Here is a 24,457-nt window from a genome sequence, read left to right as displayed (position 1 = left end):
TTCTATTTCACAAAAAAAGAAAAATTATGTACGTAGTAAAGAGAGACGGCCACAAAGAGCCAGTAATGTTCGACAAAATCACAGATAGAATTAAAAAACTATGTTATGGTTTAAACGATTTGGTAGATGCCGTGAAGGTGGCAATGAGAGTAATTGAAGGATTATATGATGGTGTTACTACTTCAGAATTAGATAATCTTGCTGCAGAAACTGCTGCTTCTATGACCATTGCGCATCCGGATTATGCTCAGTTAGCCGCGAGAATTGCCATTTCTAACTTACATAAAAACACCAACAAATCATTCTCGGAAACTATGAATGAAATGTTTCATTATGTAAATCCAAGAACAAATCAAGCAGCGCCTTTACTTTCCGAAGAAGTACATAAAGTAATTCAAGAAAATGCTGAATTTTTAAATTCACACATTATATACAACCGTGATTTCAACTATGATTACTTTGGTTTCAAAACTTTGGAGCGTTCGTATTTGTTGAAACTAAACGGAAAAATTGTAGAACGTCCACAACACATGTTGATGCGTGTTGCTGTTGGAATTCACTTAAACGATTTGGATGCTGTAATAGAAACTTATGACTTAATGTCGAAAAAATTCTTTACACATGCTACGCCAACATTATTCAATGCTGGAACACCAAAACCACAAATGTCATCTTGTTTCTTATTATCAATGAAAGACGATAGCATTGATGGAATTTATGACACGTTGAAATCAACTGCAAAAATTTCGCAATCTGCTGGTGGAATTGGATTGTCAATTCACAATGTTCGTGCAACCGGTTCTTATATTCGTGGTACAAACGGAACGTCAAACGGAATTGTTCCGATGTTGCGTGTGTTCAATGACACAGCACGTTATGTAGATCAAGGTGGCGGAAAACGCAAAGGAAGTTTTGCTATTTATTTAGAAACTTGGCATGCGGATATCTTCGAATTTTTGGATTTGAAAAAGAACACCGGAAAAGAAGAAATGCGTGCGCGTGATTTGTTTTTTGCAATGTGGACTTCCGATTTATTCATGAAACGCGTTCAAGAAGATACCATTTGGACTTTGATGTGTCCAAATGAATGTCCAGGATTATATGATGTTTATGGAGATGAATTTGAAGCATTATATACTTCCTATGAAGCACAAGGAAAAGGAAGAAAAACGATTAAAGCCCGTGAACTTTGGGAGAAAATTTTAGAATCTCAAATTGAAACAGGAACACCATACATGTTGTATAAAGATGCAGCGAACAGAAAATCTAACCAAAAGAATTTAGGAACTATTCGTTCGTCAAACTTGTGTACAGAAATCATGGAGTACACTTCGGAAGATGAAATTGCAGTATGTAATTTAGCTTCCATTTCGTTGCCAATGTTTGTGGATAAAGGACAATTTAACCACGAATTATTATTCAATGTTACAAAACGCGTAACGAGAAACTTAAACAAAGTAATCGACAGAAATTACTATCCAGTAAAAGAAGCCGAAAACTCAAATATGCGTCATCGTCCTGTTGGATTAGGCGTTCAAGGTTTGGCAGATGCATTTATTTTGTTGCGCATGCCTTTTACCAGTGATGAAGCAAAAAAATTAAACCAAGAAATATTCGAAACCTTATACTTTGCTGCGCTAACCGCTTCTATGGAAATGGCCAAAGAAGAAGGACCATATTCAAGTTTTAAAGGTTCGCCAATTTCAGAAGGATTATTCCAACACAACCTTTGGAACATCAAGGATGAAGAATTATCAGGAAGATGGGATTGGGCAGCTTTGAGAAAAGAAGTGGTAAAACACGGTGTGAGAAACTCATTATTAGTGGCGCCAATGCCAACAGCTTCTACTTCACAAATTCTTGGAAACAACGAAGCTTTTGAACCATATACATCTAATATTTACACACGTCGTGTATTGTCTGGAGAGTTTATTGTGGTAAACAAACATTTGCTAGAAGACTTGGTAAATCGCGGTTTGTGGACAGAAACTTTGAAACAAGAATTGATGCGAAATAACGGTTCGGTTCAAGCATTGAATATTCCAGATGATTTGAAAGAATTGTACAAAACGGTTTGGGAAATGTCTATGAAAGATATCATTGATATGTCACGACACAGAGGTTATTTTATTGATCAATCACAGTCGTTGAACTTGTTTATGCAAGATGCTAATTATGCAAAACTGACGTCAATGCATTTCTACGCTTGGCAAAGTGGCTTGAAAACAGGAATGTATTATTTGAGAACCAAAGCGGCAGTTGACGCTATCAAGTTTACCTTGAACAACGATAAAAAAGCAGAACCAATTGCAGACAAACCTCAAGCAGTAGCCGTTGAAGTTGTTGCACCAGTAGAAAATGGAGAAATGACTGCTGAAGATTTTGCTGCTATGGTCGAACAAGCAAGAAATGCTGCAGGAAATGGTGGTGACGATTGTGAGATGTGTGGAAGTTAATTTTAGAATAAATTAAAGAACGAAGAAAAACAGCTATCAACTTGATGGCTGTTTTTGTTTTACTTTTGTCAAAGTATGGAAAATAAATATAAAATTCCTAAATATGTTTTAGCATCAAAGAACAGTAGAGTAATTAATTTCATAATTGATATACTTTGTTTCAAGTTATTGTTAAATTTATTTTTTATAGTAATTGATAATATAACTGGGCGATATTTATTATCATCTTGGTATAATTCTCTTGATGGTTATGAGTTATATCTTTTTAGTTCGGCTGTTATGTTCTTTTACTATTTTATAACGGAGAAGTTTTTTTCTCGTTCATTTTCTAAATTTATAACCAATACATTAGTGGTAAAAGAAGATGGGACAAAACCCAATACAATTGATATATTAGCTAGAAGTGTTTTGCGCATTATTCCTTTTGAGTATTTAACTTTTTTGAGAGGAAGAAAACCTGGTATTCATGATGAATATTCTAATACCTTTGTGGTTCAAAAAAATAAATTTTTGCAAAGCATCAAAGAATATGATGAATTACAAAAACTAAAAAATTAATCATGTCAAAAGAAAAAGGAGTTTACACCGGAATTATTGAAAAAGACAAAGACGGCAACTATTTCTGTGGAGAATATTTGTTGGATTATAAATATACCGAAGCCAGTTTCAAGCTCGGTGACGAAATCAATATCAAATCTGTGATTGCTAATCCTAGTGATAAAAGTTATAATCAGTATCCAAAGAAGTCGCGAAATTTCTTTTTAGCCAATCAAAAAGAATAGTGAAAATGCAGGCAAACAATCGAAAGCAATTTCAAGTTTCATCAGAAATTTTTGCTTCACATGGACAACGTTTTACTAATTTATTGGTGGATACCATCATGCAACTTATCTTATTTTTTATTGTGTTGGTTTTCATGTCCGCCAATGCGCAAGCTAACGGAGACAAAGCATTTATTGCTAATTTAGAGAAAAACACCATTTTGCAATACACCATTACCATGGTCATATCCTTGTTTTATTACAATGTCTTTGAAATAGCTTCAGCAAGAACGGTAGGTAAATATATTACCCAAACCATTGTTGTCGATGAAAATGGCGAAAAGCCTAATTCAGAGACAATTTTAGTCCGTTCCTTGTGTCGTTTAATCCCTTTTAATGCGTTTTCCTTTTTAGGAATTTCTGGAAGAGGTTGGCATGATACCATTTCAAAAACCTATGTCGTAAATAAAAAATTATTAGCAGAAAAGAAACGTTTGTTCGATGTTTTAGAACAAAATCAAAATGAAGCAGAACATGATTGAACTCATCAGAACCACTTCGGATAATGAAGACTTTGAAAAACTAGTCATTTTGCTCGATGCTTATTTAAGAGTACTTGATGGTGACGATCACGCTTTTTATGCGCAGTTTAATAAAAGTAGCTTATTGAAGAATGCTATGGTGTGTTATGAAAATGGCATTCCTGTTGGCATTGGTGCTTACAAAGAATTTGAACCCAACGTAGCCGAAATCAAACGCATGTTTACTTTGCCAGAATACAGAGGAAAAGGAATCGCCAAAGCCATCCTCACCAAATTAGAAAACTGGGCAAAAGAAGAAAACTATACTACTTCAATCCTTGAAACGGGTTATTTGCAAGATGATGCCATTGGATTGTATCAAAAATTGGGTTATTCCATCATTGAAAACTTCGGGCAATATATTGGAGTTGCTAATAGTATTTGCATGAAAAAAAATTTAAAATAAATGTATCTTTGGTTTAGCAACCATAAACTATAAACCACAAACCGTTATGACCTGGGAACAACTTTTATCTTTAAAACGCCAAGGCGACACTAGTAAAAGATTACGCATTGAGCAAGACGACACACGTCTCGGATTTGAAGTGGATTATGATCGCATTATTTTTTCGTCAGCATTCCGGAGTTTACAAGATAAAACGCAAGTGATTCCACTTTCCAAAACTGATTTTGTACACACTCGTTTGACGCATAGTTTGGAAGTTTCCGTAGTTGGTCGTTCTATTGGTCGATTAGTGGGTAAAAAAATCATTGAAAAATATCCACATCTTTCAGCAGTTCATGGTTATCACATGAATGATTTTGGTGCGATTGTGGCAGCAGCATCTTTAGCTCACGATATTGGAAATCCACCTTTTGGACATTCTGGTGAGAAAGCCATTGGCGAATATTTCTCCATTGGAAATGGGCAACAATACAAAGATAAATTGACACCCAAACAATGGCAGGATTTAATCGATTTTGAAGGCAATGCTAATGGGTTTTCGGTTTTGACAAGTTCAAGACCAGGAATTGAAGGCAGTTTACGATTGTCCTATGCAACTCTTGGGGCATTTACTAAATATCCTAAAGAAAGTTTACCCAAAAAACCAACGAAAAATATTGCCGATAAAAAATATGGTTTCTTCCAATCGGATAAGGATTTTTTCAAAGAAGTAGCCGAAGAGCTTGGAATGATTTCTAATAAAACCGGAGATGATATTGGTTATGAACGTCATCCTTTGGCTTTTTTAGTAGAAGCAGCCGATGATATTTGCTATACTATTATTGATTTTGAAGATGGTATCAATCTCGGATTAGTTTCCGAAGATTTTGCTTTAGAATATTTAATCAAATTAGTCAAAGACACTATTGATACAGCTAAATACCAAACTTTAACAACCAAAGAAGATAGAATTAGTTATTTGCGAGCTTTAGCCATTGGCAATTTAATCAATGATGCTGTGAAGGTTTTTATCGAAAATGAAGAATCTATTTTACAAGGCAAATTCCATTTTGCTTTGACAGATAAAAGCAAGTACAAAGCTCAAATGGATGATATTATTAAACTGAGCGTGAAGAACATTTATCAAAGCAGAGAAGTTATTGAAAAAGAACTTTCGGGTTATCAAATCATCAATAATTTGCTAGATAAATTTATAACCGCTTATAATAATAATTATGAAGGCAAAGCCACGAATTACGACAAATTATTATTGAAAATCCTGCCCGAAAAACATCATTTGGAAAAAGAAAAACTATATGATAGACTTCTTCATATTTGTCATTTTGTTTCTATGCTAACCGATGGAAAAGCGGTGCAGTTGAATAAAATTGTGACTGCTTAAAGTAAATCTAACAGAAGAATTTTTAGCGCATCAACATCAATGTTGCACAATTGTTGAAGTTCATCAACAGTGCCATGTTCAATAAATTTATCGGGAATGCCACAAAGGAAGATTTCATTAACATAATCATTTTTGGCTGCGAATTCTAAAACAGCACTTCCAAATCCACCCGTTATTACGCCATCTTCAACAGTAATAATAGAGGCAAACTTATTGCAAATTTTATGTAATACTTTTTCATCCAAAGGCTTTACAAATCCAAAATCATAGTGCGCGATTTTATCCGAATCGTCTACTTCTTGGATAGCCAATGATACATTGTGAGCCATTGTTCCTGTTGATAAAATGGCTATTTTTTTCCCTTTTTTAAGTTTGTGTGCTTTCCCAATTTCAATTTTTTGAAAATTTGTTGGCGTTTTCCAATCTGCATTTTTGCCTCGACCACGAGGATAACGAATTGCAATAGGATGTTTTAAACCTAAAGACGCGGTGTATAAAATGTTCTGTAAATCGATTTCATCTTTTGGCGCATAGAGTATCATTTTTGGAATACAACGTAAATAAGCAATGTCAAAAACACCATGATGTGTTGCGCCATCTTCACCAACTAAACCTGCTCTGTCCAAACAAAAAATCACAGGTAAGTTTTGCAAAGCCACATCGTGTATCACTTGATCATAAGCACGTTGCAAGAATGTGGAGTAAATGTTACAGAAAACCACCATGCCTTGTGTTGCCATTCCGGCGGCAAGCGTTACAGCATGTTGTTCAGCAATACCAACGTCAAAAGCTCTTTCTGGAAAGGATTCCATCATAAATTTCATCGAACTTCCGCTTGGCATGGCAGGTGTAATTCCTATGATTTTAGGATTATTTTTTGCCAATTCTACTAAAGTTAGTCCAAAAACATCTTGATACTTTGGTGGTAAATTTTCCTCTGATTTTTTATGGATTTCTCCAGTTGTGGCATCAAACTTTCCTGGCGCATGATATTTTACTTGGTCTTCCTCGGCTTGTAGTAAACCTTTTCCTTTGGTAGTGATGATGTGTAAAAACTTCGGGCCTTTTACTTTTTTTAGTCGTTCCAATTCTTTGATTAATGTAGGCAAATCATGCCCGTCAATTGGTCCTGAATAATCGAAATTCAAGGACTTAATCATGTTGTTCTGCTTTGGGTTTTTACCTTCTTTAACTGCTGTCAAATAATTTTTCAACGCACCAACGCTTGGGTCAATACCAATAGCATTATCATTCAGTATCACTAGCAAATTCGAATCAGTAACTCCAGCGTGATTTAGGCCTTCAAATGCCATTCCACTAGCGATAGATGCATCACCAATAACCGCAATATGATGTTTGTTTTCTCCTTTTAATTGAGAAGCAATTGCCATTCCCAAAGCAGCCGAAATAGAAGTGGAAGAATGCCCAACACCAAAAGTATCATACACACTTTCGCTTCTCTTCGGGAAACCCGAAATACCGCCAAGCTGTCGATTGGTGTCAAATTTTGTTCTTCGTTCGGTTAAAATTTTATGTCCATACGCTTGATGACCAACATCCCAAACCAACAAATCATTGGGTGTGTCAAAAACATAATGCAACGCAATAGTTAATTCCACTACACCTAAACTTGCTCCAAGATGACCTTCTTTTACCGACACGATGTCAATAATAAAATCGCGTAATTCCTTTGCCAATTCAGGTAATTGGGAAACGTCTAATTTTCGTAAATCAGTTGGGTTGTTGATTGATTTTAGAAGTGTACTTTTCATTTCACAAAAATAGAATAATTTAGTCAGTAAATGATTTTAAGAATTTGGTATTAAACCTAAACTTCTCAAAGTCTTATTATTGAATTTATTTTTTATAAATTTGATTAAAATTTTAAAGTCATGAATGTAGAAACGCAACGCAAAAATATCGTTCACAGAATATTAGCTATTCAAAATGAACAATTGTTAAGTCAAATAGAAGCTTTACTTGATAACGACGTTTATACTTATACTACTTCTGGAAAACCACTTTCTACAGCGGCATACAAAAACCACTTAACAGAAATAATGAATGTTTCTGAAGCTGGTGAAATAGGATACACTACTGAAGAAGCTAGGAAAAAAATTAATAGAAAATGAAGCCAGTTATTTGGTCTCCTAATGCAATTGCATCTATTCAAGAAATCTACGATTATATTTATACACAAAGCCCTCAAAACGCCAATCTGGTTATAGATACATTATTCGATTTAGGCGATAAACTTAATATCTTTCCACAAAAAAATCCAATAGAGCCATTATTTGATTCTGAAGAAATTCGATTTTTTCCGAAATGGAATTTTAAAATAGTATACAAAATTGAGCAAAATAGAATTTACATACTTGACATTTTTTCAACATTACAAAATCCTTCAAACTTCAAATTATAATTTTTTTTTAAAATTAATAGCATTAGCTTACTAACAATTAGTAATCATTTGTGCCAAATAATAAACATGGAAAACCCTTTCACCGACGAATATTTTATGAAAAAAGCTTTGCAAGAAGCCGAAATGGCTTTTGATAAAGGTGAAATTCCTGTTGGAGCTGTTATTGTAATAGACAACAAAGTTATTGCTCGAAGTCATAATCTTACTGAAATGCTTAACGATGTAACAGCTCATGCAGAGATGCAAGCCATAACTTCCGCAGCGAATTTCATTGGCGGAAAATATTTAAAAGGTTGCGCACTCTATGTCACACTCGAACCATGTCAAATGTGTGCTGGCGCTTTATACTGGAGTCAAATTTCAAAAATAGTTTTTGGTGCTTCAGATGAGAAACGAGGCTTTGAAACATTAGGTACAAAATTGCATCCAAAGACTGAAGTGGTTAAAGGCATATTTGCACAAGAAGCATCTGATTTAATGGTGCGCTTTTTTGCTTTAAAAAGAGGATAATTAATTTTAGCACAATAATTTGTGATAACTTACGTTGTTTAATAAACAAAACTATTTCAACTATGGAAAAAATCAAATCATCAATAATTATAGGTGTTGCTATAATTATTACTGCATGGATTTTGGGTAATTCATTTCAAAACAGAAACGAAAATTTAGACTCAATTTCAGTAATTGGATTAGGAACAAAAGATTTTGTATCTGATGAAATTCTATGGTCAGGAAGTTTCACCACTAGTAGCATGGATATTAAAACGGCCTACAACAAAATCGTTTCGGACCAAAAAATTGTTTCTAATTTCTTTATAAACAAAGGTTTCAAACCCAATGAATTCAGTTTTGGAGCCGTTAATTTTCAAAAAAAGTTTAGAGAAGTGCGAAGTGAAAATAGCGATAATCAAACCCGTTACGAACAAGTCTTTGACGGTTATGAAGCCACACAAACCATTTCGTTTTCTGCTAAGAAAAACCCAAGTTTGATGAAGCGCATAGAAGATGTTTCCAGTAAAACATCAGAATTAGTGAATTCGGGGATTGAATTATCTTCCAATTCGATACAATATACGTTTTCTGGCTTGCCAAGTTTAAAACAAAGTTTGATAGAAAATGCAACAAAAGATGCAAACGAAAGAGCTTCAAAAATAGTTAAAACAGCAGATGGTAGCATCGGAAAATTAAAAAGAGCTAGCATGGGTGTTTTCCAAATAACTGGACAAGGTTCTACAGAAGAAGATAGTTATGGCGGAATAAATGACACGTATAGCAAAAATAAAACAGCTCGAATTACGGTTCGATTAGAATACGAGTTAGATTAATTATCCTTGTAAATTATTCCTTTCTTTCACAACAACCCATAAAAAAACCGTCTCGTTATAAACGAGACGGTCTTTAATTTATTCCTTAATCTCATTCCCTTGGTTGTCAAAGAAATGATATTCAAGATACGTGTAAGCGTCACGAGGTATGATTTTCACCCACTTTTTATGCTCAAAAAACCATTTTGAACGTAATGATGGAAAACCTTTTTTAAGGTATGCTGCCACAAAAGGATGCACGTTAAGCACAACTTTATTGTGGTCTTTGATAATTTTTTCAAGAGAAAAGGCAATCTTATCAATGATTTGAATTGGAGCATCTACATCACCACTCAAATTATTTGGATTTTCTTCCCTTGTTTCAATATTTACTTCTGGTCTTACTCTTTGTCTTGTAATTTGAACTAATCCAAATTTACTAGGCGGTAAGATTTTATGTTTTGCTTTATCATCACTCATTTCCTCTCTCAAGAAATTGAATAACGTTTGACGATTGTCTGGATTTTGTAAATCGATAAAATCGACAACAATAATACCACCCATATCTCGAAGACGCAATTGTCTAGCGATTTCGGCAGCAGCAATCATATTAACTTCCATTGCAGTGTCTTCTTGGTTGTTGGCTTTGTTAGAACGATTTCCGCTGTTCACGTCAATAACGTGTAAAGCTTCGGTGTGTTCTATAATCAAATAAGCGCCTTTGCTCATTGATACTGTTCTGCCAAAAGAAGTCTTTATTTGTCGTTCAATATGATATTTTTCAAACAATGGCGTGTCTTTGGATTGATAAAACTTGACAATTTTTTGTTTCTCAGGAGCTATTTCGGCTAAATAGTCCTTTGTTTCTTGGTACAACTCTTCATCATCAATTTGAATACTAGTGAAAGTATCATTGAAAACATCTCTTAAAATGGACGATGCTTTATTAAGCTCTCCCAAAATTTTGGATGGATGATGAGCAGTTGGTAATTTTTTACTCATTGCAAACCACCTAGCGAGTAGGTTTTGCAAATCTTTTTCTAATTCGGCTATGTTTTTGCCTTCTGCTACTGTTCTCACAATAACACCAAAACCCCTTGGTTTGATTGATTGCATTAGTTTTTTTAGTCGGTCTTTTTCTTCTTTAGATTCTATTTTTTGAGAAATAGAAACTCTATCCGAAAAAGGAACCAAAACTACAAATCGTCCAGCGAATGAAAGCTCTGCGCTTATTCTTGGACCTTTGGTAGAAATAGGTTCTTTGACCACTTGTACTAATACCGATTGATTGGCACTCAGAATATCTGATATTGAACCATCTTTATCAATCTCTTTTTCAAACTGGAAGTTTTTTAGGGAGAAATCTTTTAATTTACCTGCGCTTACAAGTTTTATGAATTTCACATAAGAAGCTAAGTTAGGACCTAAATCATGATAATGTAAAAAGGCATCTTTTTCGTAGCCAACATTTACAAAAGCAGCATTTAAGCCAGCAACTGGTTTTCTGATTTTGGCAATAAAAATATCGCCGACCTGAAAGTTGCTTGTCTCTTCTTGTTTGTGTAATTCAATTAGTTTTCCATCTTTTAATAAGGCAAAATCTACAGCATCGTCACCACTACGGATGATTAATTCTTTATTCATGTTGTAAATTTTTATCTGTATTTTGTGTTTGTAGTTTACAGTTTGTAGTTTATAGTTAAGAACCATAAAACCCTAAACCCTAAACCCTAAAACTTTTAGTACAGATGGATTAAACATTTTAAACAGGTATTGTTTACCCGGCGAAACCTTTCGGTTTCAATTTCAATGAACGATTTTTTAAAAACAAGAAAAAGTAGTTAGGAACTACTTTTTCTTTTTGTGACGGTTAGCTCTCGCTCTTTTTTTACGCTTGTGAGTCGCTACCTTATGTCTCTTTCTTTTTTTACCACTTGGCATAGGTTGGTGTTTTTTGATATTAATAAATAAGTTTATACTGCTACTTCAGTATTAGTTTTTATCGCTTCTACAAATACTTTAGCAGGTTTAAATGCTGGAATATTGTGTGCAGGGATTTTGATTGTTGTATTTTTAGAAATGTTTCTTCCTGTTTTTTCAGCTCTTGTTTTGATAATAAAGCTACCAAAACCTCTTAAATAAACATTGTCTCCTGATTCTAAAGAAGTTTTTACTTCTTCCATAAATGCTTCAACTGTTGCTTGAACATCTCCTTTTTCAAGACCTAATTTTTCTGAAATCTTTGCTACGATATCTGCTTTCGTCATTTTCTTTCGTATTTAATATTATGAGTAATTTTTTGAGGTTGCAAATATATGAATTAAAAAAACAATATTTCAAGCATAATCTATTAAAATTTAATCACATAAAGAATTATTTTTACCAACCTAATTTTAACTATGAAATTCTCTAAAACATTAATTCAATGGTATTTACAAAATAAACGTGATTTACCATGGCGAAATAACACAAATCCCTACACTATTTGGCTTTCAGAAATAATGCTTCAGCAAACAAGAGTAGCACAAGGATTGCCCTATTTTCTTCGATTTACCGATGCATTTCCTACAGTTTTTGATTTGGCAAATGCCAGCGAAGAAGAAGTGTTAAAACTGTGGCAAGGTTTGGGTTATTATTCTCGTGCTCGAAATTTGCATAAAACAGCAAAGCAAATTGCGTACGAACTGAATGGTGAATTTCCTAAAACTTATAAAGATTTATTACATTTAAAAGGTGTTGGTGAATATACAGCCGCAGCGATTGCCTCATTTTCTTATAATGAAGATGTGCCTGTTGTGGACGGAAATGTTTTTAGAGTTTTGTCACGCTATTTTGATATTGAAACCGATATTGCTTCTGCTGGTGCTAAAAAAGAATTTTCACAACTGGCTCATGAATTATTGCCCAAAGGAAAAGCGAATGAGTTCAATCAAGCGATTATGGAGTTTGGTGCTTTGCAGTGTGTTCCCAAAAATCCCGATTGTCAAAATTGTATTTTCAATGATAGTTGCCTCGCTTTACAAAAGAAAAAAGTAGCTCAACTTCCTGTGAAATCAAAAAAATTGAAAGTTAGACACAGATTCTTTAATTATTTAGTTTTTTCTGATGAAGAAAGTGATACTCTAATTCATAAACGAACGCAAAAAGGAATTTGGCACAATTTATATGAGTTTCCATTATTAGAAACTGAGACTAATGAAACCGAAGATGACATTCTTGTTTTAATTCAAAATCAAAAATTTATAAGGAACACCATTCAAACCATTCAACTTTACAATCCTGAAATTATTGTTCACAAACTTTCGCACCAACATTTGAATATCAATTTTTGGAAAATTAAAGTTGATGGTAAAATTGAGAACGGAATTGATTGGGAATCAGTAAAAAAAATGCCTTTCCCGATTGTTATTTTTAATTTTATTTCCAATCAATAGTTTTAGATTTCAAAAAAAGTAGTAAATTTGAGGGAAACAAATACATAAAAAATGAACGGTACATTAAATAAAGTCATGTTAATTGGACATCTTGGAGACGAGGTGAAAATGCATTACTTTGAAGGAGGAAATTGCATTGGTCGTTTCCCTTTAGCTACCAATGAAGTCTACATAAATAAGCAAACTAACGAAAAAATTACTTCTACGGAATGGCATAATTTAGTAGTGCGAAATAAAGCTGCTGAAATATGTGAAAAGTATTTGTCAAAAGGAGATAAAATATTTGTAGAAGGTAGAATTAAATCGCGTCAATGGCAAGCAGAAGATGGAACTACAAAGTATACAACGGAAATTCAAGTTACCGAGTTTACCTTTTTGACCACTAAAAAAGAAGTTGAAGGCGTAAAACCTGCTCAAAATTTGGAACCTAAAAACACCAATTTTGAAACTCCAAACCCGTCAAATCCAGAAAACGATTTACCCTTTTAATATTGTTTAACTAACCCTTTCCGCATTGGACTCTGAGCCCAGTTTAAATTTATTTGCTAACATTGATACACACTTGCTTTTTGGAAGTATAGGAATTATTTTTCTGTTGTTTTGTTCTGCTATGGTTTCTGCCGCAGAAATCGCTCTTTTTTCACTTACTCAAAAAGATTTAAAAGTATTATATGCGGAAGACTCTTCAAAAGCCAATTTAATATCCGATTTACTCTCACGTCCAAAAAAATTATTAGCCACAATATTAGTTGCCAATAATTTCAGTCATATTGGGGTTGTCATTATTTTTTCATTTGTTGGAAACACCATTTTCGAAGCCATTGCATCACCATTACTAAAATTTGTGGTGGAAGTTATCCTGATAACGTTTCTTATTTTATTGTTTGGTGAAGTATTACCCAAAGTGTATGCTAGTAGAAATAATATAAAATTCGCAAAATTTATTGCCAATCCACTTGCCATTCTTGATAAGTTACTTTCGCCTATCAGTTTGCCAATGCGAGCTGTGACTGTTTTTTTACACGAAAAATTAGCAAAACAAAAATCAAATATCTCTGTTGACCAGTTATCACAAGCATTAGAGCTTACTTCATCAGATGATACTTCATCAGATGAACAGAAAATTCTGGAAGGCATTGTGTCATTTGGAAACACAGATACTAAGCAAGTGATGAGTCCTAGGATTGATATTTTTGCAATAGAAATAGAAGAAACTTTTGCCGAAATTTATGCTAAAATTATTGACAAAGGATATTCTAGAATTCCTGTTTACAGGGAAAGTATCGATCATATCGAAGGCGTTTTATTCGTCAAAGATTTAATTCCTCACATTCACAAAAAGGAGTTTGACTGGAATAAATTAATGCGTGAGCCGTTTTTCGTTCCCGAAAATAAAAAGTTGGATGACTTATTAAAAGATTTCCAAAGGTTAAAAAGTCATTTGGCGATTGTAGTTGATGAATATGGAGGAACATCTGGTTTGGTTTCACTTGAAGATGTAATCGAAGAAATTGTTGGTGATATTTCAGACGAGTTTGATGATGAAAATTTGAATTATTCTCAAATTGACGATAGAAACTTTTTGTTTGAAGGCAAAATAAATTTAAAAGATTTCTACCGAATTGTAGATGTTGACGAAGAAGCTTTTGAAAATCGAAAGGGAGAAGCCGAAACTTTGGCTGGATTTATTTTGGAAATTTTAGGTAACTTTCCCAAAAAAGGACAAAAAATTCATTTTTCAAATGTATATTTCACCATCGAATCGGTGGATAAAAAAAGAATAAAACAACTCAAAGTAACTTTAGAATAATAAATAATGGTAAAAAAAATAATTGGTGTTTTGTCTATTCTTCTGCTACTGTTATTTGTGGTTAGTTGTAAAGATGATGTTTTGCCAAAACCAGCAAGCCAACTGCGATTGGATTATCCCGAAGCACGTTATGCGTATTTCAGTAATCATTGTCCGTTTGAATTTGAAATGAATGAAGATGCCGTGATAAAAGAAGATAAAAACTGTGGTTTTTCAATTCATTATCCTAAAATGAAAGCGACTATTTATCTCACGTATAAAACAGTAAACAACGACATCAGTTCTTTATTGAGAGATGCACAAAATTTGACGTACAAACTGCATACCCAAAAAGCGGATGAAATTATGGAACAACCCTTTATAAACCCTGATAAAAAAGTGTATGGAATGTTGTATAATGTTACGGGAAACGCGGCTACAAACTCATTGTTTTATGCCACAGATAGCATCAAACATTTTGTAACGGGTTCGGTATATTTTTATGCAAAGCCCAATTTTGATTCCATTTTACCAGCCGAAAGTTATGTGAAAAATGACATGCAACGGTTAATGGAAACTTTAAAGTGGAAATAAAACTATTCAAATTGAGCTAAAATTTTCCGGTATAAAATAGATACTAATGAAAAATGCCCCAAAAAGTGAAATACTCTTTGGGGCATTTTTATAAAAATAGAGATTACAGAGCTCTTTTATCTCGTAACCAATACTTAGTTCTTTTGACTAAGTAAAACATCACTGGAACCATAACCAAAGTCAGTACGGTGGCATAAGTCAGACCAAATATAATAGTCCAAGCTAAAGGCGACCAGAATATTACGTTATCACCACCCATATATAAGTGTGGATTTAAATCGGTTATTAATCCAAAGAAGTCAAAGTTCAATCCGATAGCTAGTGGAATTAATCCCAAAACTGCTGTTAAAGCGGTTAACAATACTGGTCGTAAACGTGATTTTCCACTTTCGATAATTACTTCTTTTATTTCAAGTAGTGTCAAATCATCATGACTTTCAACATCTTTTTCGGCTACTTTTTTATCCAAAAGTAAGACGAAGAAATCCATTAATACAATTCCGTTTTTCACCACAATTCCGGCTAAGGAAATAATTCCCATCATCGTCATTAAGATTACAAAATCCATATTAGCAATGACGTAGCCATAAAACACACCACTGAAACTTAGTAAAACCGTAAACAAAATCACAATTGTTTTTGAAACCGAGTTAAACTGCAATACAATAATAATGGTAATTCCAGCCATGGCAAGGAACAAAGCATACATCAAGAAACTTTGGTTTTTTCCTTGCTCTTCTTGAACACCCGAGAAAGAATAGGAAATTCCTTTTGGCAACTGATACGATTTTAATTCTGTTCCTATTTGTTTGGTAATTTCGTCACCGTTATAACCAGTCAATACATTGGAATAAATTGTCATTATTCGTTTGTAGTTCTTTCTTTTAATTTGGTTATACGTTTTACTTTTCTCCGTTGATGAAACTGCCGAAATAGGCACTTGCATCATTTGACCATTCGTCTGATTTCTGAAAGTTAACGCTTGATTGAAAAGAACATTTTCATTTTTACGTTGGTCTTCTTGCATACGAACAACAATATTGTAATCGTCGTCACCTTCTTTAAAAGTAGATATTTCTTGACCATAAACAGAACGACGTAAGTTATAACCCAATTGTCCTGTTGAAACACCCAAACTTCCTGCATTTACTCGATCCACTTTCACTTCCAATTCTGGGCTTTCTTTATTGACATCTACATTTAATTTTTCGATACCAGGAATTTTTTTAGAGTCGATAAAAGCAATCATTTTGTCTGCTTCTTTTAGCATTACATCATAATCAGCACCAGCAGCACCAGTCAATTGAATACTTACAGGATAACCCGCTGGTGGACCATTGGCGTCTTTTTCGACCGTTACTGTTGCTCCGGCAATTCCTTTTACTCGAGCTCTAATTTCATCTAAAACATCAGAAGTATTGACTCCTTTTCTAAATTTAAATTCGGAGAAATTTACTGTTACTTTTCCTTTAAAAGGAGTTTCATTGGCCGAACCAGCATCCACATTTGGATTCCCTGCACCAACACCCACTTGGGAAATGATACTTTCAGCCAAATAGTTTTCATCCGTTTTAGGATCAATGTATTTTTTCATAATTCCGATGACTTGTTTTTCAACGAATAATGTGGCTTTATTTGTTTTCTCAATATCGGTTCCTTGAGGATATTCTATATAAGTAATAACTTGTTTGGGAATATTTTCGGGGAAGAACAATACTTTTCTTGGGAAAAGACCCAATAAGAAAATGGATAAAAACAGCATTGCTATTATTCCGCCAAGCGCAATCCAAGAGTTTCTTCCAGATAATAGTTTGTTCAAAAAACCTTTGTATTTTTCTTCTAATCTTGGAAAGAAACTGTGTTGGAAATCTTGCGTCCATTGATACATTTTCCATTTGTAAAACCACATCAATCCTAGTGAAATTAAAGCAAAGTGCCCAATTCCTCTAGCAAATTTGGAGTCGTTTACATTTCCAATAATCACGAACAGAATACCAATAACTCCCAAAATAATAGTATACTGTTTAGCAGATTTATTAGTAACATTTTTATCTTCAATATCCATCGAACCACCAGTCATAGCGGCATTTACAACCATCGCTACAAATAGTGACGCTGTCAAAGTTACGGTCAGTGTTATTGGGAAATAAATCATGAATTTACCCATTGTTCCTGGCCAAAGTGCAAATGGCAAGAACGCCATCAAAGTTGTTGCTGTTGATGAAATTACTGGCCAAGCAATTTCGCCAATACCTACTTTTGAAGCTTGGACTCTTGGCATTCCTTTTTTCATATTGGCAAAAACGTTATCAACTACCACAATTCCGTCGTCAACTAATAAACCCAATCCCATTACCAATCCGAATAGCACCATCGTGTTTAATGTCAACCCGAAAGCCGCTAAAATTGTAAAGGCAATCATCATCGAAAGAGGAATGGCTGCTCCAACGAATAAGGAGTTTCTTAATCCCATGGTAAACATCAATACAATCATTACTAACACAATTCCAAAAATGATGTGATTTGATAATTCATCCACTTGGTGTTCTACACGAGAAGATTGGTCGTTGGTCAATTCAACGGTTAAATCTTTTGGCAAATAATCTTGATGAGCCAATTCGAGTTTTTCTTTGACTTGTTCAATTGCCGAAATCATGTTTTGACCCGAACGTTTTTTCACGTTAAGCATCACCACTTCTTTGCCTTTTTCACGAGCATACGTAGTTTTTTCTTTTTCTTTGAATGAAACTACAGCTACATCTTTTAGATAAACGGTTCCGCCATTGTGTTTCACAACAATATTTTCTAACTCTTTTGGGTCTTTAATTTCTCCGATAATTCTAATATTGTTTCTAGAACCTTGTGAAATTAAATTTCCGCCCGAAAGTGTCATGTTTTCATACTTAACCGCATTTTGAATATCGTCAAAGGATACTTGTGCCGCAGTCATTTTGAACATATCAACCGCAATTTCCACTTCTTTGTCGTCAACGCCAAGAATATCCACTTTCTTTACTTCGGGAATTTCTTCAATATCGTCTTGTAATTTCTCGCCATACTTTTTCAGCTGTTGTGTCGTGTAATTACCTTTTAAATTGATATTTAAAATAGGCACTTCTTCTGAAATGTTTAACTCAAAAACACTCGGTTCCACTTTACTACCGTTATCCAAATTTGGCCAATCGGTGTCGGCTTTTACAATATCAACCTTATCTTTGATTTTGGTTTTGGCATCTTCTATTGAAACTTTATCACTAAACTCGGCGATAATCATTCCATAATCTTGGAATGAACTTGCCGTTACTTTTTCAACACCACTAATGTTTTTGATTTCTTTTTCGAGTGGTTTGATGATTAATTTCTCCACATCTTCTGCAGAATTTCCTGGAAAAATAGAAGAGATATATACTTTGTTTTCAATGATTTCTGGGAAATCCTCACGTGGCATGGTTACATAAGCAGTCAAACCAGTAACTACAATGAGCAAAGTGAAAATGTAAACCGTTACTCGGTTTTCAATTGCCCAACTTGATATTCCAAATTCTTTATTTTTGTGTGACATATTTTTTAGTTTAAAGTTGTTTAATTTAGTTTAAAGGTTTAGTACGACTGTCTTTTTTAAACAATCTTAAACCTTAAACAATCTTAAACTATTTTTAAAAGTTTAGTTTCATTCCTTCTGAAATATTGTTCACACCTTCGGTTACAATAATATCATTTTCGGTTAATCCGCTCAAAATTTCAGTAACATTATCAGATGATTTTCCAACTTCAACTACTACTTTTTTTGCAGTACCTGTTTTGCCATTGCTTCCTTCAACAGTGTAAATAAATTTATTTCCTTCGCCATCTTCTTGCACGATATTTGTTGGCACTACAATAGCGGTTTTATTGGTGTAATCAATTATTTTTAGTTTAGCCACTTGATTTGGGCGCAACATATTATCAGGATTTGGAATACTTACTTCTATGCCAAAACTTCTATTATTTGGATTGATAAAATTACCCACTTGTCTTACTTTACCAACATATGTTTTTCCTAGCGATGTTAAAAAAACATCTACTTCGGTGCCTACTTTTAGTTTTCCAATATAAGTTTCAGGGACAGAAGTTGAGACAAACATATTTCCAAGATTTACAATACGCATTAATCCTTGTGCACTTGGGCCAACGACTTGTCCTTTTTCAACAAAAACCTCATCAATAGTTCCCGAAAAAGGTGCGCGAATTACGGTTTTTGCCAGTTGCGCTTTGATTTGAGCTACGCCTTTTTGTGCAGAAACCATTTGTGTTTGTGCTTGTAAATATTGTATTTCGGAACCAATTTTTTTGTCCCAAAGATTTTTTTGTCTTTCGTAAGTTGTTTTTGCTAAAGCATATTGATTTTCGGCATTGGCTAATTGTTGACTCATTCCTGCATCGTCCACTCTTCCTAAAATTTGTCCTTTTGTAACCCGTTGTCCTGCAGTAACAGTCAATGAAGTTAAAAGTCCACTGTATTCTGGTTGTACTAATATATTTTCTTTAGTATCAACACTTCCTTGGATTTCTAGATAGTGATTAAACAAAGTGTCTTTTACAGTGGCAACATCCACCAAAGCTTCTTCTTTTTTTACGTCCAATGTGGCTAGCGCTTCTTCAATTTTGGTAATGTCAGCTTGAAGTATTGCTTTTCTTTCTTGTAAAGCTTTTACATTCTTGGAACTTATTAATTGGTCAATATTATTTGAATTTTCTTTGTTTGCACAAGAAAGGATTGACAGAGATAAAATGGCGATTACTATTATTTTTTTACTCATGACTTTTATATTGTTTTTTTGGAATTGTTTCACCAGTTCGCTGGCATTCGTGTAGTGATTTTTCGATTTCATTTTGATGATGGATTAGTTTTTATTTACTATTTTTTCTAACGCTGCTTTTTTGTTGATAATATCAACCATGGATTGAAGATAGGCTTGTTGTTTTGAATATAATTGTTGTTGGGCTTCTGTAAAATCAAAACTTGAAGAAAGTCCTTCTCTAAATTTTATTTGTTGTTTGTTTTCTATTCGTTCCGCCAAGCTCAAGTTGTTTTTTGATGTGGCATACTGTTCTATGCTATATTCATACTCGCTTTTTGCTTTTTCGTATTGCAATTTCAATTTTTGTTCTGTTTCTGTTAGTTGTGTTTTAGCTTGGTCCAAAGCTATTTTTGCTTGTTGTGTTCTAGAACTTCTTGCCAAACTGCTAAATATTGGAATATTTAAACCAATTCCCATATTGGAATAATTAAACCAATTTTGATTGTTTTCAAAAAAAGAAAACTCATCTCTAAACGCATTATAGCCATAATTAAAATTAGCTGATAAAGTTGGTAGTGCTTTACTTCTTTCTAGTTTATATTCAAGTTGTCTTTGTTCTTGAAAGTTAAGAGCCATTTGATAATTGATGTTTTCAGCAGGAACAAATTCATTTTTAGAAAATGCTAAGTCTAAATTTGAGGTAGAAAGATTGTCTAGTTTATCTGTCAATTTTAATTCGGCATCAATATTTATTCCTAGGTTTATTTTCAACATTTTATATGCTAGTTCCAACAATCTTTTGTTATAATTCAAAGTACTGTTTATAGAGGTAAGTGTGATTTGAAGTTGCTCTACATTTTCTTCTTCTATTAATCCGTTTTTGAAAGTTTCCCTTGTATCAAACAATGTTTTTTCTAATGTTGCCTTGTTTTTTTCAAGAATAGCAATGCTTTCTTCCGCCAACAAAACGTTTCCGTAGGAATTAATTACCATTTCCTTGATTTCGCTATCGGTATTTAATTTGGCATTTTGATAGTATTTCAAATACGTTTTAGAGGCTTGTAGTGCAACAATATAAGAACCATCAAATATCAATTGGCTCAAAGTTGCACTTGCCACCATATTGTGTTTTGTCCCAAAAGCCACTGTGGCATATTCTCCTGGTGTTCCACCAAAAAATTCTGCGGGAATAACTGATTTTTGTAAAACAAAATTATTTTGATAGTTGACACCAGCATTAATTTGAGGCAAACCCATTGCAGTTGTTTCCCATTTTTTTTCTTTTGAGGCTTCGATATCTCTTCCTGCGTTTATGGCAGCGTAATTGTTTTTTAAAGCGTGATCAATAGCTTGTTGTAAACTAAATGAATAGCTTTGCGGTTTTTCCTGTGCTTGTAAAACGCTTACAATCAATAGAAAGGTTAGTGCTATTTTGTTTTTCATATCCATGATTATTAATTATTTTTTTTAATTATTTGTTCTAAAATTGCCACTCCTTTTTCAGTAGCAATACCTCGTAAATGATACTCTAGATAAGTTTCCTGTACGTCTTTTGTGCTAAATTGGATGGGATTAAAAAGTTCAGCATCTTTAATACTCGTCATGCCAGCAAAATAAAAACGACCAATTAATTCTAGATTAATGTCATTTCTGAATAATCCTTGTTCAATTCCTTTCTTTAAATTATCAATGACACAATCATCCATTTTTTCAAATTGGCGTGTCATTAATGTTTTGTGAATTTGTGGATAATATTTCTGCAGTTGATAGATAGGTGATGTGCTTTCGTTTTTTAAGTTTTTCATCACAAAATCTTTGATAATATAAAGTTCTTCTATGGGATTTTTATCCAAAGTCATTATATCATCAATTCCACACGAAATAGTTTCGAATAAATGCAAGGTTACAGCTTCTACCAAATCATTTTTATTTTCAAAATGATGGTAAATTGTCTTTTTAGAAATTCCCATTTCCGAAGCAATATCATCCATGGTAACACTTTTGAAACCCAGTGTTAGGTACATTTCTGTTGCTTTCTCTATGATTTTATTTTCCATTGTCATTATAAATCTGGTGCAAAGATACCTTGGAAACTTTTAACACAAAAATAGTTTCCAAAGTTTTTACATTTTTTTAACATTCTCTTCATATGTAAAAAACTACTAATTGAATTACTTTAGCAAAAATTTTTTTATGCACACAATATCTCATTATCAAGAATTAGTTTCAGCACATTTCAAAGCCTTATCTTTTGATAAAGAACCAAAGAATTTGTATGAACCAATCCAATATATATTGTCATTGGGCGGAAAAAGATTGCGTCCAGTTTTGACTTTAATGGCAACGGAGGTTTTCGATGCTGATTGCAAAAAAGCGTTGTCAGCTGCCACTGCCGTTGAGGTTTTTCATAATTTTTCTTTGATACACGATGATATTATGGATGATGCGCCACTGCGAAGAGGAAATGAAACGGTGCATGAAAAGTGGAACATCAACACCGGAATTCTTTCGGGTGATGCCATGCTTATTTTGGCGTATCAGTTTTTTGAGAATTATGAACCAAAAGTTTTTCGTGAATTAGCTAAATTATTTAGTAAAACGGCTTTAGAAGTTTGTGAAGGACAACAATATGATGTCGATTTTGAAACGCGTGATGATGTTACCATTGCAGAATATTTGAAAATGATTGAATATAAAACGGCAGTTTTAGTTGGTGCAGCCATGAAAATGGGTGCAATTGTTGCTGAAACTTCCGAAGAACATGCCAATTTAATTTATGATTTTGGTTTAAATCTTGGTTTGGCATTTCAATTACAGGACGATTATTTAGATGCTTTTGGAAATCCAGAAACCTTTGGGAAACAAGTTGGCGGTGATATTATAGAAAACAAGAAAACCTATTTATACCTCAAAGCACTAGAATTTGCATCTGCCGACAAAAAAGAACAATTACTCCATCTGTTTTCCATTCAACCGAACGACAATAGAGATAAAATAGCTTCGGTAAAAGAAATCTTTAATCAAACTGGAGCTTCAAAAGCAACACAAACGGCTATTGCAGAATTTACTTCAAAAGCATTCGCAAAGTTGGAAAAAATGCAAATAGGTGACGATAAAAAAGAGATTCTGAAAGCTTTTGGAGAGAATTTAATGAATAGAAACGTTTAGATTGTTGATAGAAGATTGAGAAATGATGTTTTCAGAAGGGTATAAAATCAAAACCAACTACATAATTTCACATCAAAAATCAAAAATCGTTAATCTTAAATCTTAAATCAACTTGTTTATAGCGCCAATAAATACTGACCTTTTACTTTCCGAAGCGGAGAAAGAAAACTTGTATTCCAAACTCATTGAACAACTCAATAAGGATTTTAATTTTGCCAACGAACCTATAGATTTTCCACAAAGTACTTCGCCACACGAACTGAAAGTGCAACTTCACGAAAAAATCTATCGCTTAATTCAATATAAATTTGCTGAATATTTAAACCTGCTTTACATTATTGATGTTCCAGAGGAAACTGTGAAACAACTAGATGGTTCTGATTTGGTAGAACTATCAGAACAAGTTGCTTTTTTGATTTTAAAAAGGGAATGGATGAAGGTTTGGTTTCGCAATAAATATTAGAGTTTTTGGATTAAAAAGTTTAACGCTCCAATTCCTAAAGCACTTTTAAAATCAGATGAACCACTTGGATTAAACGAGTCAACTTTTTGACCATTAAAATAATTCAATGTTTTAGTATTACTCATATAATATTGATTTCCCAAAATAAAATAATTATCATTAAAGGTTGTGTTTTGATTGTAAATACTCAAATAATTGGGGTTTAAAAACGCCTTATTTTGAAAAATATTTAGGTTTCCCAAAGCAGATTTGAAACTTGCATTATTTTTCGTCGATAAAAAAAGATGTGTGGCAGTATTATTCTGCGCAGTTGTTGTAAAACCAATCAGCAAAAAAACCAAATAAAATAATTTTTTCATAGATTAAAAATAAGCTCTAACAAAAGGCATAAATGCTTGTCCATACAAATCAATATCTTGATCAAAGAGCAAATTATATCGGAAACCTATAGTCACATTATTAGTGCGATATCCTGCTCCAACATACAATCCGGTGTACCAAAAATTATCTTTATAATCTTCACCAAAATCTTGATAGGTATTACTAACATTAACTTCTTCAAGCTCTAAAGAAAGCTGTATTTGTGGAAGCGGGTTGAATAATCCAATTAAACTTCCTCCAAAAACATTAGATTTATAGAAGTTTTCTTGATCTATATAACTGTATTGTAAAGCTGTTCCAAAAGCAAATTTCTCGTTGAAGTTATATACAGCACTAGGCGCAACAGTAATGTTGGTATAATCACTTCCAAGTGCTAAACCAAAACCACCTCCAAATTGCACATGATTCCAAAAATCACTTTTAGGTTTTGGTGAAGGGTTAACTTGTGATAAAACTAAGGACGGAGTTGTACTAAAAACAAGTACTAAAAAAACCTTTGTTAAAGTTTTGAAAGTAATCTTTCTCATAGAAATATA

At 33.4% G+C, this 24,457-nt stretch carries 25 protein-coding genes; 16 read left to right on the top strand and 9 right to left on the bottom strand.

Annotated elements, in window-relative coordinates; all coding sequences use genetic code 11:
• Positions 1–26 precede the first annotated feature (26 nt).
• From ACSVH2_RS01210 to ACSVH2_RS01185, 6 genes are all read left to right on the top strand, one after another.
• A complete protein-coding gene (locus tag ACSVH2_RS01210) occupies positions 27–2,456 on the top strand; it encodes a ribonucleoside-diphosphate reductase subunit alpha (RefSeq protein WP_438091337.1) in 2,430 nt (809 codons plus the stop codon).
• 75 nt (positions 2,457–2,531) lie between these two features.
• Positions 2,532–3,014, top strand: a complete 483-nt coding sequence (locus ACSVH2_RS01205) for an RDD family protein (protein WP_438091336.1) — start codon at positions 2,532–2,534, stop codon at positions 3,012–3,014.
• Between the two features lie 2 nt (positions 3,015–3,016).
• Positions 3,017–3,238, top strand: coding sequence for a hypothetical protein (locus ACSVH2_RS01200; protein ID WP_438091335.1), 222 nt, complete (start codon positions 3,017–3,019; stop codon positions 3,236–3,238).
• Between the two features lie 5 nt (positions 3,239–3,243).
• Positions 3,244–3,759, top strand: coding sequence for an RDD family protein (locus tag ACSVH2_RS01195; protein WP_438091334.1), 516 nt, complete (start codon positions 3,244–3,246; stop codon positions 3,757–3,759).
• Positions 3,752–4,204 carry a GNAT family N-acetyltransferase gene (locus ACSVH2_RS01190; protein ID WP_438091333.1) on the top strand — a complete coding sequence of 151 codons (453 nt, stop codon included), beginning with the start codon at positions 3,752–3,754 and terminating at the stop codon, positions 4,202–4,204. The genes ACSVH2_RS01195 and ACSVH2_RS01190 overlap by 8 nt, the downstream gene beginning before the upstream one ends.
• Before the next feature lie 46 nt (positions 4,205–4,250).
• Positions 4,251–5,585 carry a deoxyguanosinetriphosphate triphosphohydrolase gene (locus ACSVH2_RS01185; RefSeq protein WP_438091332.1) on the top strand — a complete coding sequence of 445 codons (1,335 nt, stop codon included), beginning with the start codon at positions 4,251–4,253 and terminating at the stop codon, positions 5,583–5,585.
• Here the strand turns inward: ACSVH2_RS01185 and ACSVH2_RS01180 are convergent.
• A complete protein-coding gene (locus ACSVH2_RS01180; protein ID WP_438091331.1) occupies positions 5,582–7,357 on the bottom strand; it encodes a 1-deoxy-D-xylulose-5-phosphate synthase in 1,776 nt (591 codons plus the stop codon). The two genes, ACSVH2_RS01185 and ACSVH2_RS01180, sit on opposite strands and share 4 nt — an antisense overlap.
• Before the next feature lie 120 nt (positions 7,358–7,477).
• Here ACSVH2_RS01180 and ACSVH2_RS01175 point away from each other — a divergent pair, with 120 nt between their 5' ends.
• The 4 genes from ACSVH2_RS01175 to ACSVH2_RS01160 all read left to right on the top strand — a co-directional run bounded on the left by ACSVH2_RS01175 (position 7,478) and on the right by ACSVH2_RS01160 (position 9,332).
• Positions 7,478–7,717 (top strand): hypothetical protein, encoded by a 240-nt coding sequence (locus ACSVH2_RS01175; protein WP_438091330.1) that lies wholly within the window; start codon positions 7,478–7,480, stop codon positions 7,715–7,717.
• Positions 7,714–8,007 carry a type II toxin-antitoxin system RelE/ParE family toxin gene (locus ACSVH2_RS01170; RefSeq protein ID WP_438091329.1) on the top strand — a complete coding sequence of 98 codons (294 nt, stop codon included), beginning with the start codon at positions 7,714–7,716 and terminating at the stop codon, positions 8,005–8,007. Before ACSVH2_RS01175 ends, ACSVH2_RS01170 begins: the two co-directional genes overlap by 4 nt.
• A gap of 66 nt (positions 8,008–8,073) precedes the next feature.
• Positions 8,074–8,517, top strand: a complete 444-nt coding sequence (locus tag ACSVH2_RS01165; RefSeq protein ID WP_438091328.1) for a nucleoside deaminase — start codon at positions 8,074–8,076, stop codon at positions 8,515–8,517.
• Positions 8,518–8,579: 62 nt separating this feature from the next.
• The gene (locus tag ACSVH2_RS01160) at positions 8,580–9,332 is read left to right on the top strand and encodes an SIMPL domain-containing protein (RefSeq protein ID WP_438091327.1); all 753 of its coding nucleotides are present in this window, start codon (positions 8,580–8,582) and stop codon (positions 9,330–9,332) included.
• 78 nt (positions 9,333–9,410) lie between these two features.
• Here ACSVH2_RS01160 and ACSVH2_RS01155 read toward each other — a convergent pair whose 3' ends face one another.
• Together ACSVH2_RS01155 and ACSVH2_RS01150 are read right to left on the bottom strand one after the other, a co-directional pair.
• Complete coding sequence (locus ACSVH2_RS01155) at positions 9,411–10,955, bottom strand: Rne/Rng family ribonuclease (protein WP_438091326.1); 1,545 nt, start codon at positions 10,953–10,955, stop codon at positions 9,411–9,413.
• Positions 10,956–11,284: 329 nt separating this feature from the next.
• Complete coding sequence (locus ACSVH2_RS01150; protein ID WP_438091325.1) at positions 11,285–11,578, bottom strand: HU family DNA-binding protein; 294 nt, start codon at positions 11,576–11,578, stop codon at positions 11,285–11,287.
• Between the two features lie 132 nt (positions 11,579–11,710).
• On the opposite strand from ACSVH2_RS01150, the gene mutY reads away from it, so the two are divergent.
• From mutY to gldD, 4 genes are read left to right on the top strand one after another with little or no spacing between them, the layout of a single operon-like run.
• Complete coding sequence (gene mutY / locus ACSVH2_RS01145) at positions 11,711–12,745, top strand: A/G-specific adenine glycosylase (protein WP_438091324.1); 1,035 nt, start codon at positions 11,711–11,713, stop codon at positions 12,743–12,745.
• A gap of 51 nt (positions 12,746–12,796) precedes the next feature.
• Positions 12,797–13,234 (top strand): single-stranded DNA-binding protein, encoded by a 438-nt coding sequence (locus ACSVH2_RS01140; protein ID WP_438091323.1) that lies wholly within the window; start codon positions 12,797–12,799, stop codon positions 13,232–13,234.
• 25 nt (positions 13,235–13,259) lie between these two features.
• Positions 13,260–14,555 carry a gliding motility-associated protein GldE gene (locus ACSVH2_RS01135; RefSeq protein WP_438091322.1) on the top strand — a complete coding sequence of 432 codons (1,296 nt, stop codon included), beginning with the start codon at positions 13,260–13,262 and terminating at the stop codon, positions 14,553–14,555.
• Positions 14,556–14,561: 6 nt separating this feature from the next.
• Positions 14,562–15,128, top strand: coding sequence for a gliding motility lipoprotein GldD (gene gldD / locus ACSVH2_RS01130; RefSeq protein ID WP_438091321.1), 567 nt, complete (start codon positions 14,562–14,564; stop codon positions 15,126–15,128).
• A gap of 103 nt (positions 15,129–15,231) precedes the next feature.
• Here gldD and ACSVH2_RS01125 read toward each other — a convergent pair whose 3' ends face one another.
• From ACSVH2_RS01125 to ACSVH2_RS01110, 4 genes are all read right to left on the bottom strand, one after another.
• On the bottom strand, positions 15,232–18,690 hold the full coding sequence (locus tag ACSVH2_RS01125) for an efflux RND transporter permease subunit (protein ID WP_438091320.1): 3,459 nt from the start codon (positions 18,688–18,690) through the stop codon (positions 15,232–15,234).
• A 94-nt stretch (positions 18,691–18,784) separates the two neighbouring features.
• Complete coding sequence (locus tag ACSVH2_RS01120) at positions 18,785–19,927, bottom strand: efflux RND transporter periplasmic adaptor subunit (protein ID WP_438091319.1); 1,143 nt, start codon at positions 19,925–19,927, stop codon at positions 18,785–18,787.
• A gap of 84 nt (positions 19,928–20,011) precedes the next feature.
• Complete coding sequence (locus ACSVH2_RS01115; RefSeq protein ID WP_438091318.1) at positions 20,012–21,352, bottom strand: TolC family protein; 1,341 nt, start codon at positions 21,350–21,352, stop codon at positions 20,012–20,014.
• Positions 21,353–21,363: 11 nt separating this feature from the next.
• Positions 21,364–21,966, bottom strand: a complete 603-nt coding sequence (locus tag ACSVH2_RS01110; protein WP_438091317.1) for a TetR/AcrR family transcriptional regulator — start codon at positions 21,964–21,966, stop codon at positions 21,364–21,366.
• A 136-nt stretch (positions 21,967–22,102) separates the two neighbouring features.
• Between ACSVH2_RS01110 and ACSVH2_RS01105 the strand changes: the two genes are divergently transcribed.
• Positions 22,103–23,077, top strand: a complete 975-nt coding sequence (locus ACSVH2_RS01105; RefSeq protein ID WP_438091316.1) for a polyprenyl synthetase family protein — start codon at positions 22,103–22,105, stop codon at positions 23,075–23,077.
• A gap of 112 nt (positions 23,078–23,189) precedes the next feature.
• Positions 23,190–23,540, top strand: a complete 351-nt coding sequence (locus ACSVH2_RS01100) for a hypothetical protein (protein ID WP_438091315.1) — start codon at positions 23,190–23,192, stop codon at positions 23,538–23,540.
• Here the strand turns inward: ACSVH2_RS01100 and ACSVH2_RS01095 are convergent.
• Both ACSVH2_RS01095 and ACSVH2_RS01090 read right to left on the bottom strand, forming a co-directional pair.
• A complete protein-coding gene (locus tag ACSVH2_RS01095; protein WP_438091314.1) occupies positions 23,537–23,899 on the bottom strand; it encodes a hypothetical protein in 363 nt (120 codons plus the stop codon). The two genes, ACSVH2_RS01100 and ACSVH2_RS01095, sit on opposite strands and share 4 nt — an antisense overlap.
• Before the next feature lie 3 nt (positions 23,900–23,902).
• Positions 23,903–24,448: a hypothetical protein gene (locus ACSVH2_RS01090; protein ID WP_438091313.1), complete on the bottom strand. Its 546-nt coding sequence runs from the start codon at positions 24,446–24,448 to the stop codon at positions 23,903–23,905.
• Positions 24,449–24,457 lie beyond the last annotated feature (9 nt).

It is taken from the genome of Flavobacterium sp. RSB2_4_14, assembly GCF_051547085.1.
Classification (GTDB): Bacteria; Bacteroidota; Bacteroidia; order Flavobacteriales; family Flavobacteriaceae; genus Flavobacterium.
This window is presented reverse-complemented; position numbering and strand designations above follow the sequence as displayed.

Bases quoted from the DNA above. Each gene is read 5' to 3' on its own strand.
- ACSVH2_RS01170 (WP_438091329.1), top strand. From the start codon at position 7,714: ATGAAGCCAGTTATTTGGTCTCCTAATGCAATTGCATCTATTCAAGAA.
- ACSVH2_RS01165 (WP_438091328.1), top strand. From the start codon at position 8,074: ATGGAAAACCCTTTCACCGACGAATATTTTATGAAAAAAGCTTTGCAA.
- ACSVH2_RS01185 (WP_438091332.1), top strand. From the start codon at position 4,251: ATGACCTGGGAACAACTTTTATCTTTAAAACGCCAAGGCGACACTAGT.
- ACSVH2_RS01190 (WP_438091333.1), top strand. From the start codon at position 3,752: ATGATTGAACTCATCAGAACCACTTCGGATAATGAAGACTTTGAAAAA.
- gldD (WP_438091321.1), top strand. From the start codon at position 14,562: ATGGTAAAAAAAATAATTGGTGTTTTGTCTATTCTTCTGCTACTGTTA.
- ACSVH2_RS01150 (WP_438091325.1), bottom strand. From the start codon at position 11,578: ATGACGAAAGCAGATATCGTAGCAAAGATTTCAGAAAAATTAGGTCTT.
- ACSVH2_RS01120 (WP_438091319.1), bottom strand. From the start codon at position 19,927: ATGAGTAAAAAAATAATAGTAATCGCCATTTTATCTCTGTCAATCCTT.
- ACSVH2_RS01090 (WP_438091313.1), bottom strand. From the start codon at position 24,448: ATGAGAAAGATTACTTTCAAAACTTTAACAAAGGTTTTTTTAGTACTT.
- ACSVH2_RS01195 (WP_438091334.1), top strand. From the start codon at position 3,244: ATGCAGGCAAACAATCGAAAGCAATTTCAAGTTTCATCAGAAATTTTT.
- ACSVH2_RS01205 (WP_438091336.1), top strand. From the start codon at position 2,532: ATGGAAAATAAATATAAAATTCCTAAATATGTTTTAGCATCAAAGAAC.
- ACSVH2_RS01180 (WP_438091331.1), bottom strand. From the start codon at position 7,357: ATGAAAAGTACACTTCTAAAATCAATCAACAACCCAACTGATTTACGA.
- ACSVH2_RS01210 (WP_438091337.1), top strand. From the start codon at position 27: ATGTACGTAGTAAAGAGAGACGGCCACAAAGAGCCAGTAATGTTCGAC.
- ACSVH2_RS01175 (WP_438091330.1), top strand. From the start codon at position 7,478: ATGAATGTAGAAACGCAACGCAAAAATATCGTTCACAGAATATTAGCT.
- ACSVH2_RS01110 (WP_438091317.1), bottom strand. From the start codon at position 21,966: ATGGAAAATAAAATCATAGAGAAAGCAACAGAAATGTACCTAACACTG.
- ACSVH2_RS01140 (WP_438091323.1), top strand. From the start codon at position 12,797: ATGAACGGTACATTAAATAAAGTCATGTTAATTGGACATCTTGGAGAC.
- ACSVH2_RS01125 (WP_438091320.1), bottom strand. From the start codon at position 18,690: ATGTCACACAAAAATAAAGAATTTGGAATATCAAGTTGGGCAATTGAA.
- mutY (WP_438091324.1), top strand. From the start codon at position 11,711: ATGAAATTCTCTAAAACATTAATTCAATGGTATTTACAAAATAAACGT.
- ACSVH2_RS01105 (WP_438091316.1), top strand. From the start codon at position 22,103: ATGCACACAATATCTCATTATCAAGAATTAGTTTCAGCACATTTCAAA.
- ACSVH2_RS01095 (WP_438091314.1), bottom strand. From the start codon at position 23,899: ATGAAAAAATTATTTTATTTGGTTTTTTTGCTGATTGGTTTTACAACA.
- ACSVH2_RS01155 (WP_438091326.1), bottom strand. From the start codon at position 10,955: ATGAATAAAGAATTAATCATCCGTAGTGGTGACGATGCTGTAGATTTT.
- ACSVH2_RS01115 (WP_438091318.1), bottom strand. From the start codon at position 21,352: ATGAAAAACAAAATAGCACTAACCTTTCTATTGATTGTAAGCGTTTTA.
- ACSVH2_RS01160 (WP_438091327.1), top strand. From the start codon at position 8,580: ATGGAAAAAATCAAATCATCAATAATTATAGGTGTTGCTATAATTATT.
- ACSVH2_RS01200 (WP_438091335.1), top strand. From the start codon at position 3,017: ATGTCAAAAGAAAAAGGAGTTTACACCGGAATTATTGAAAAAGACAAA.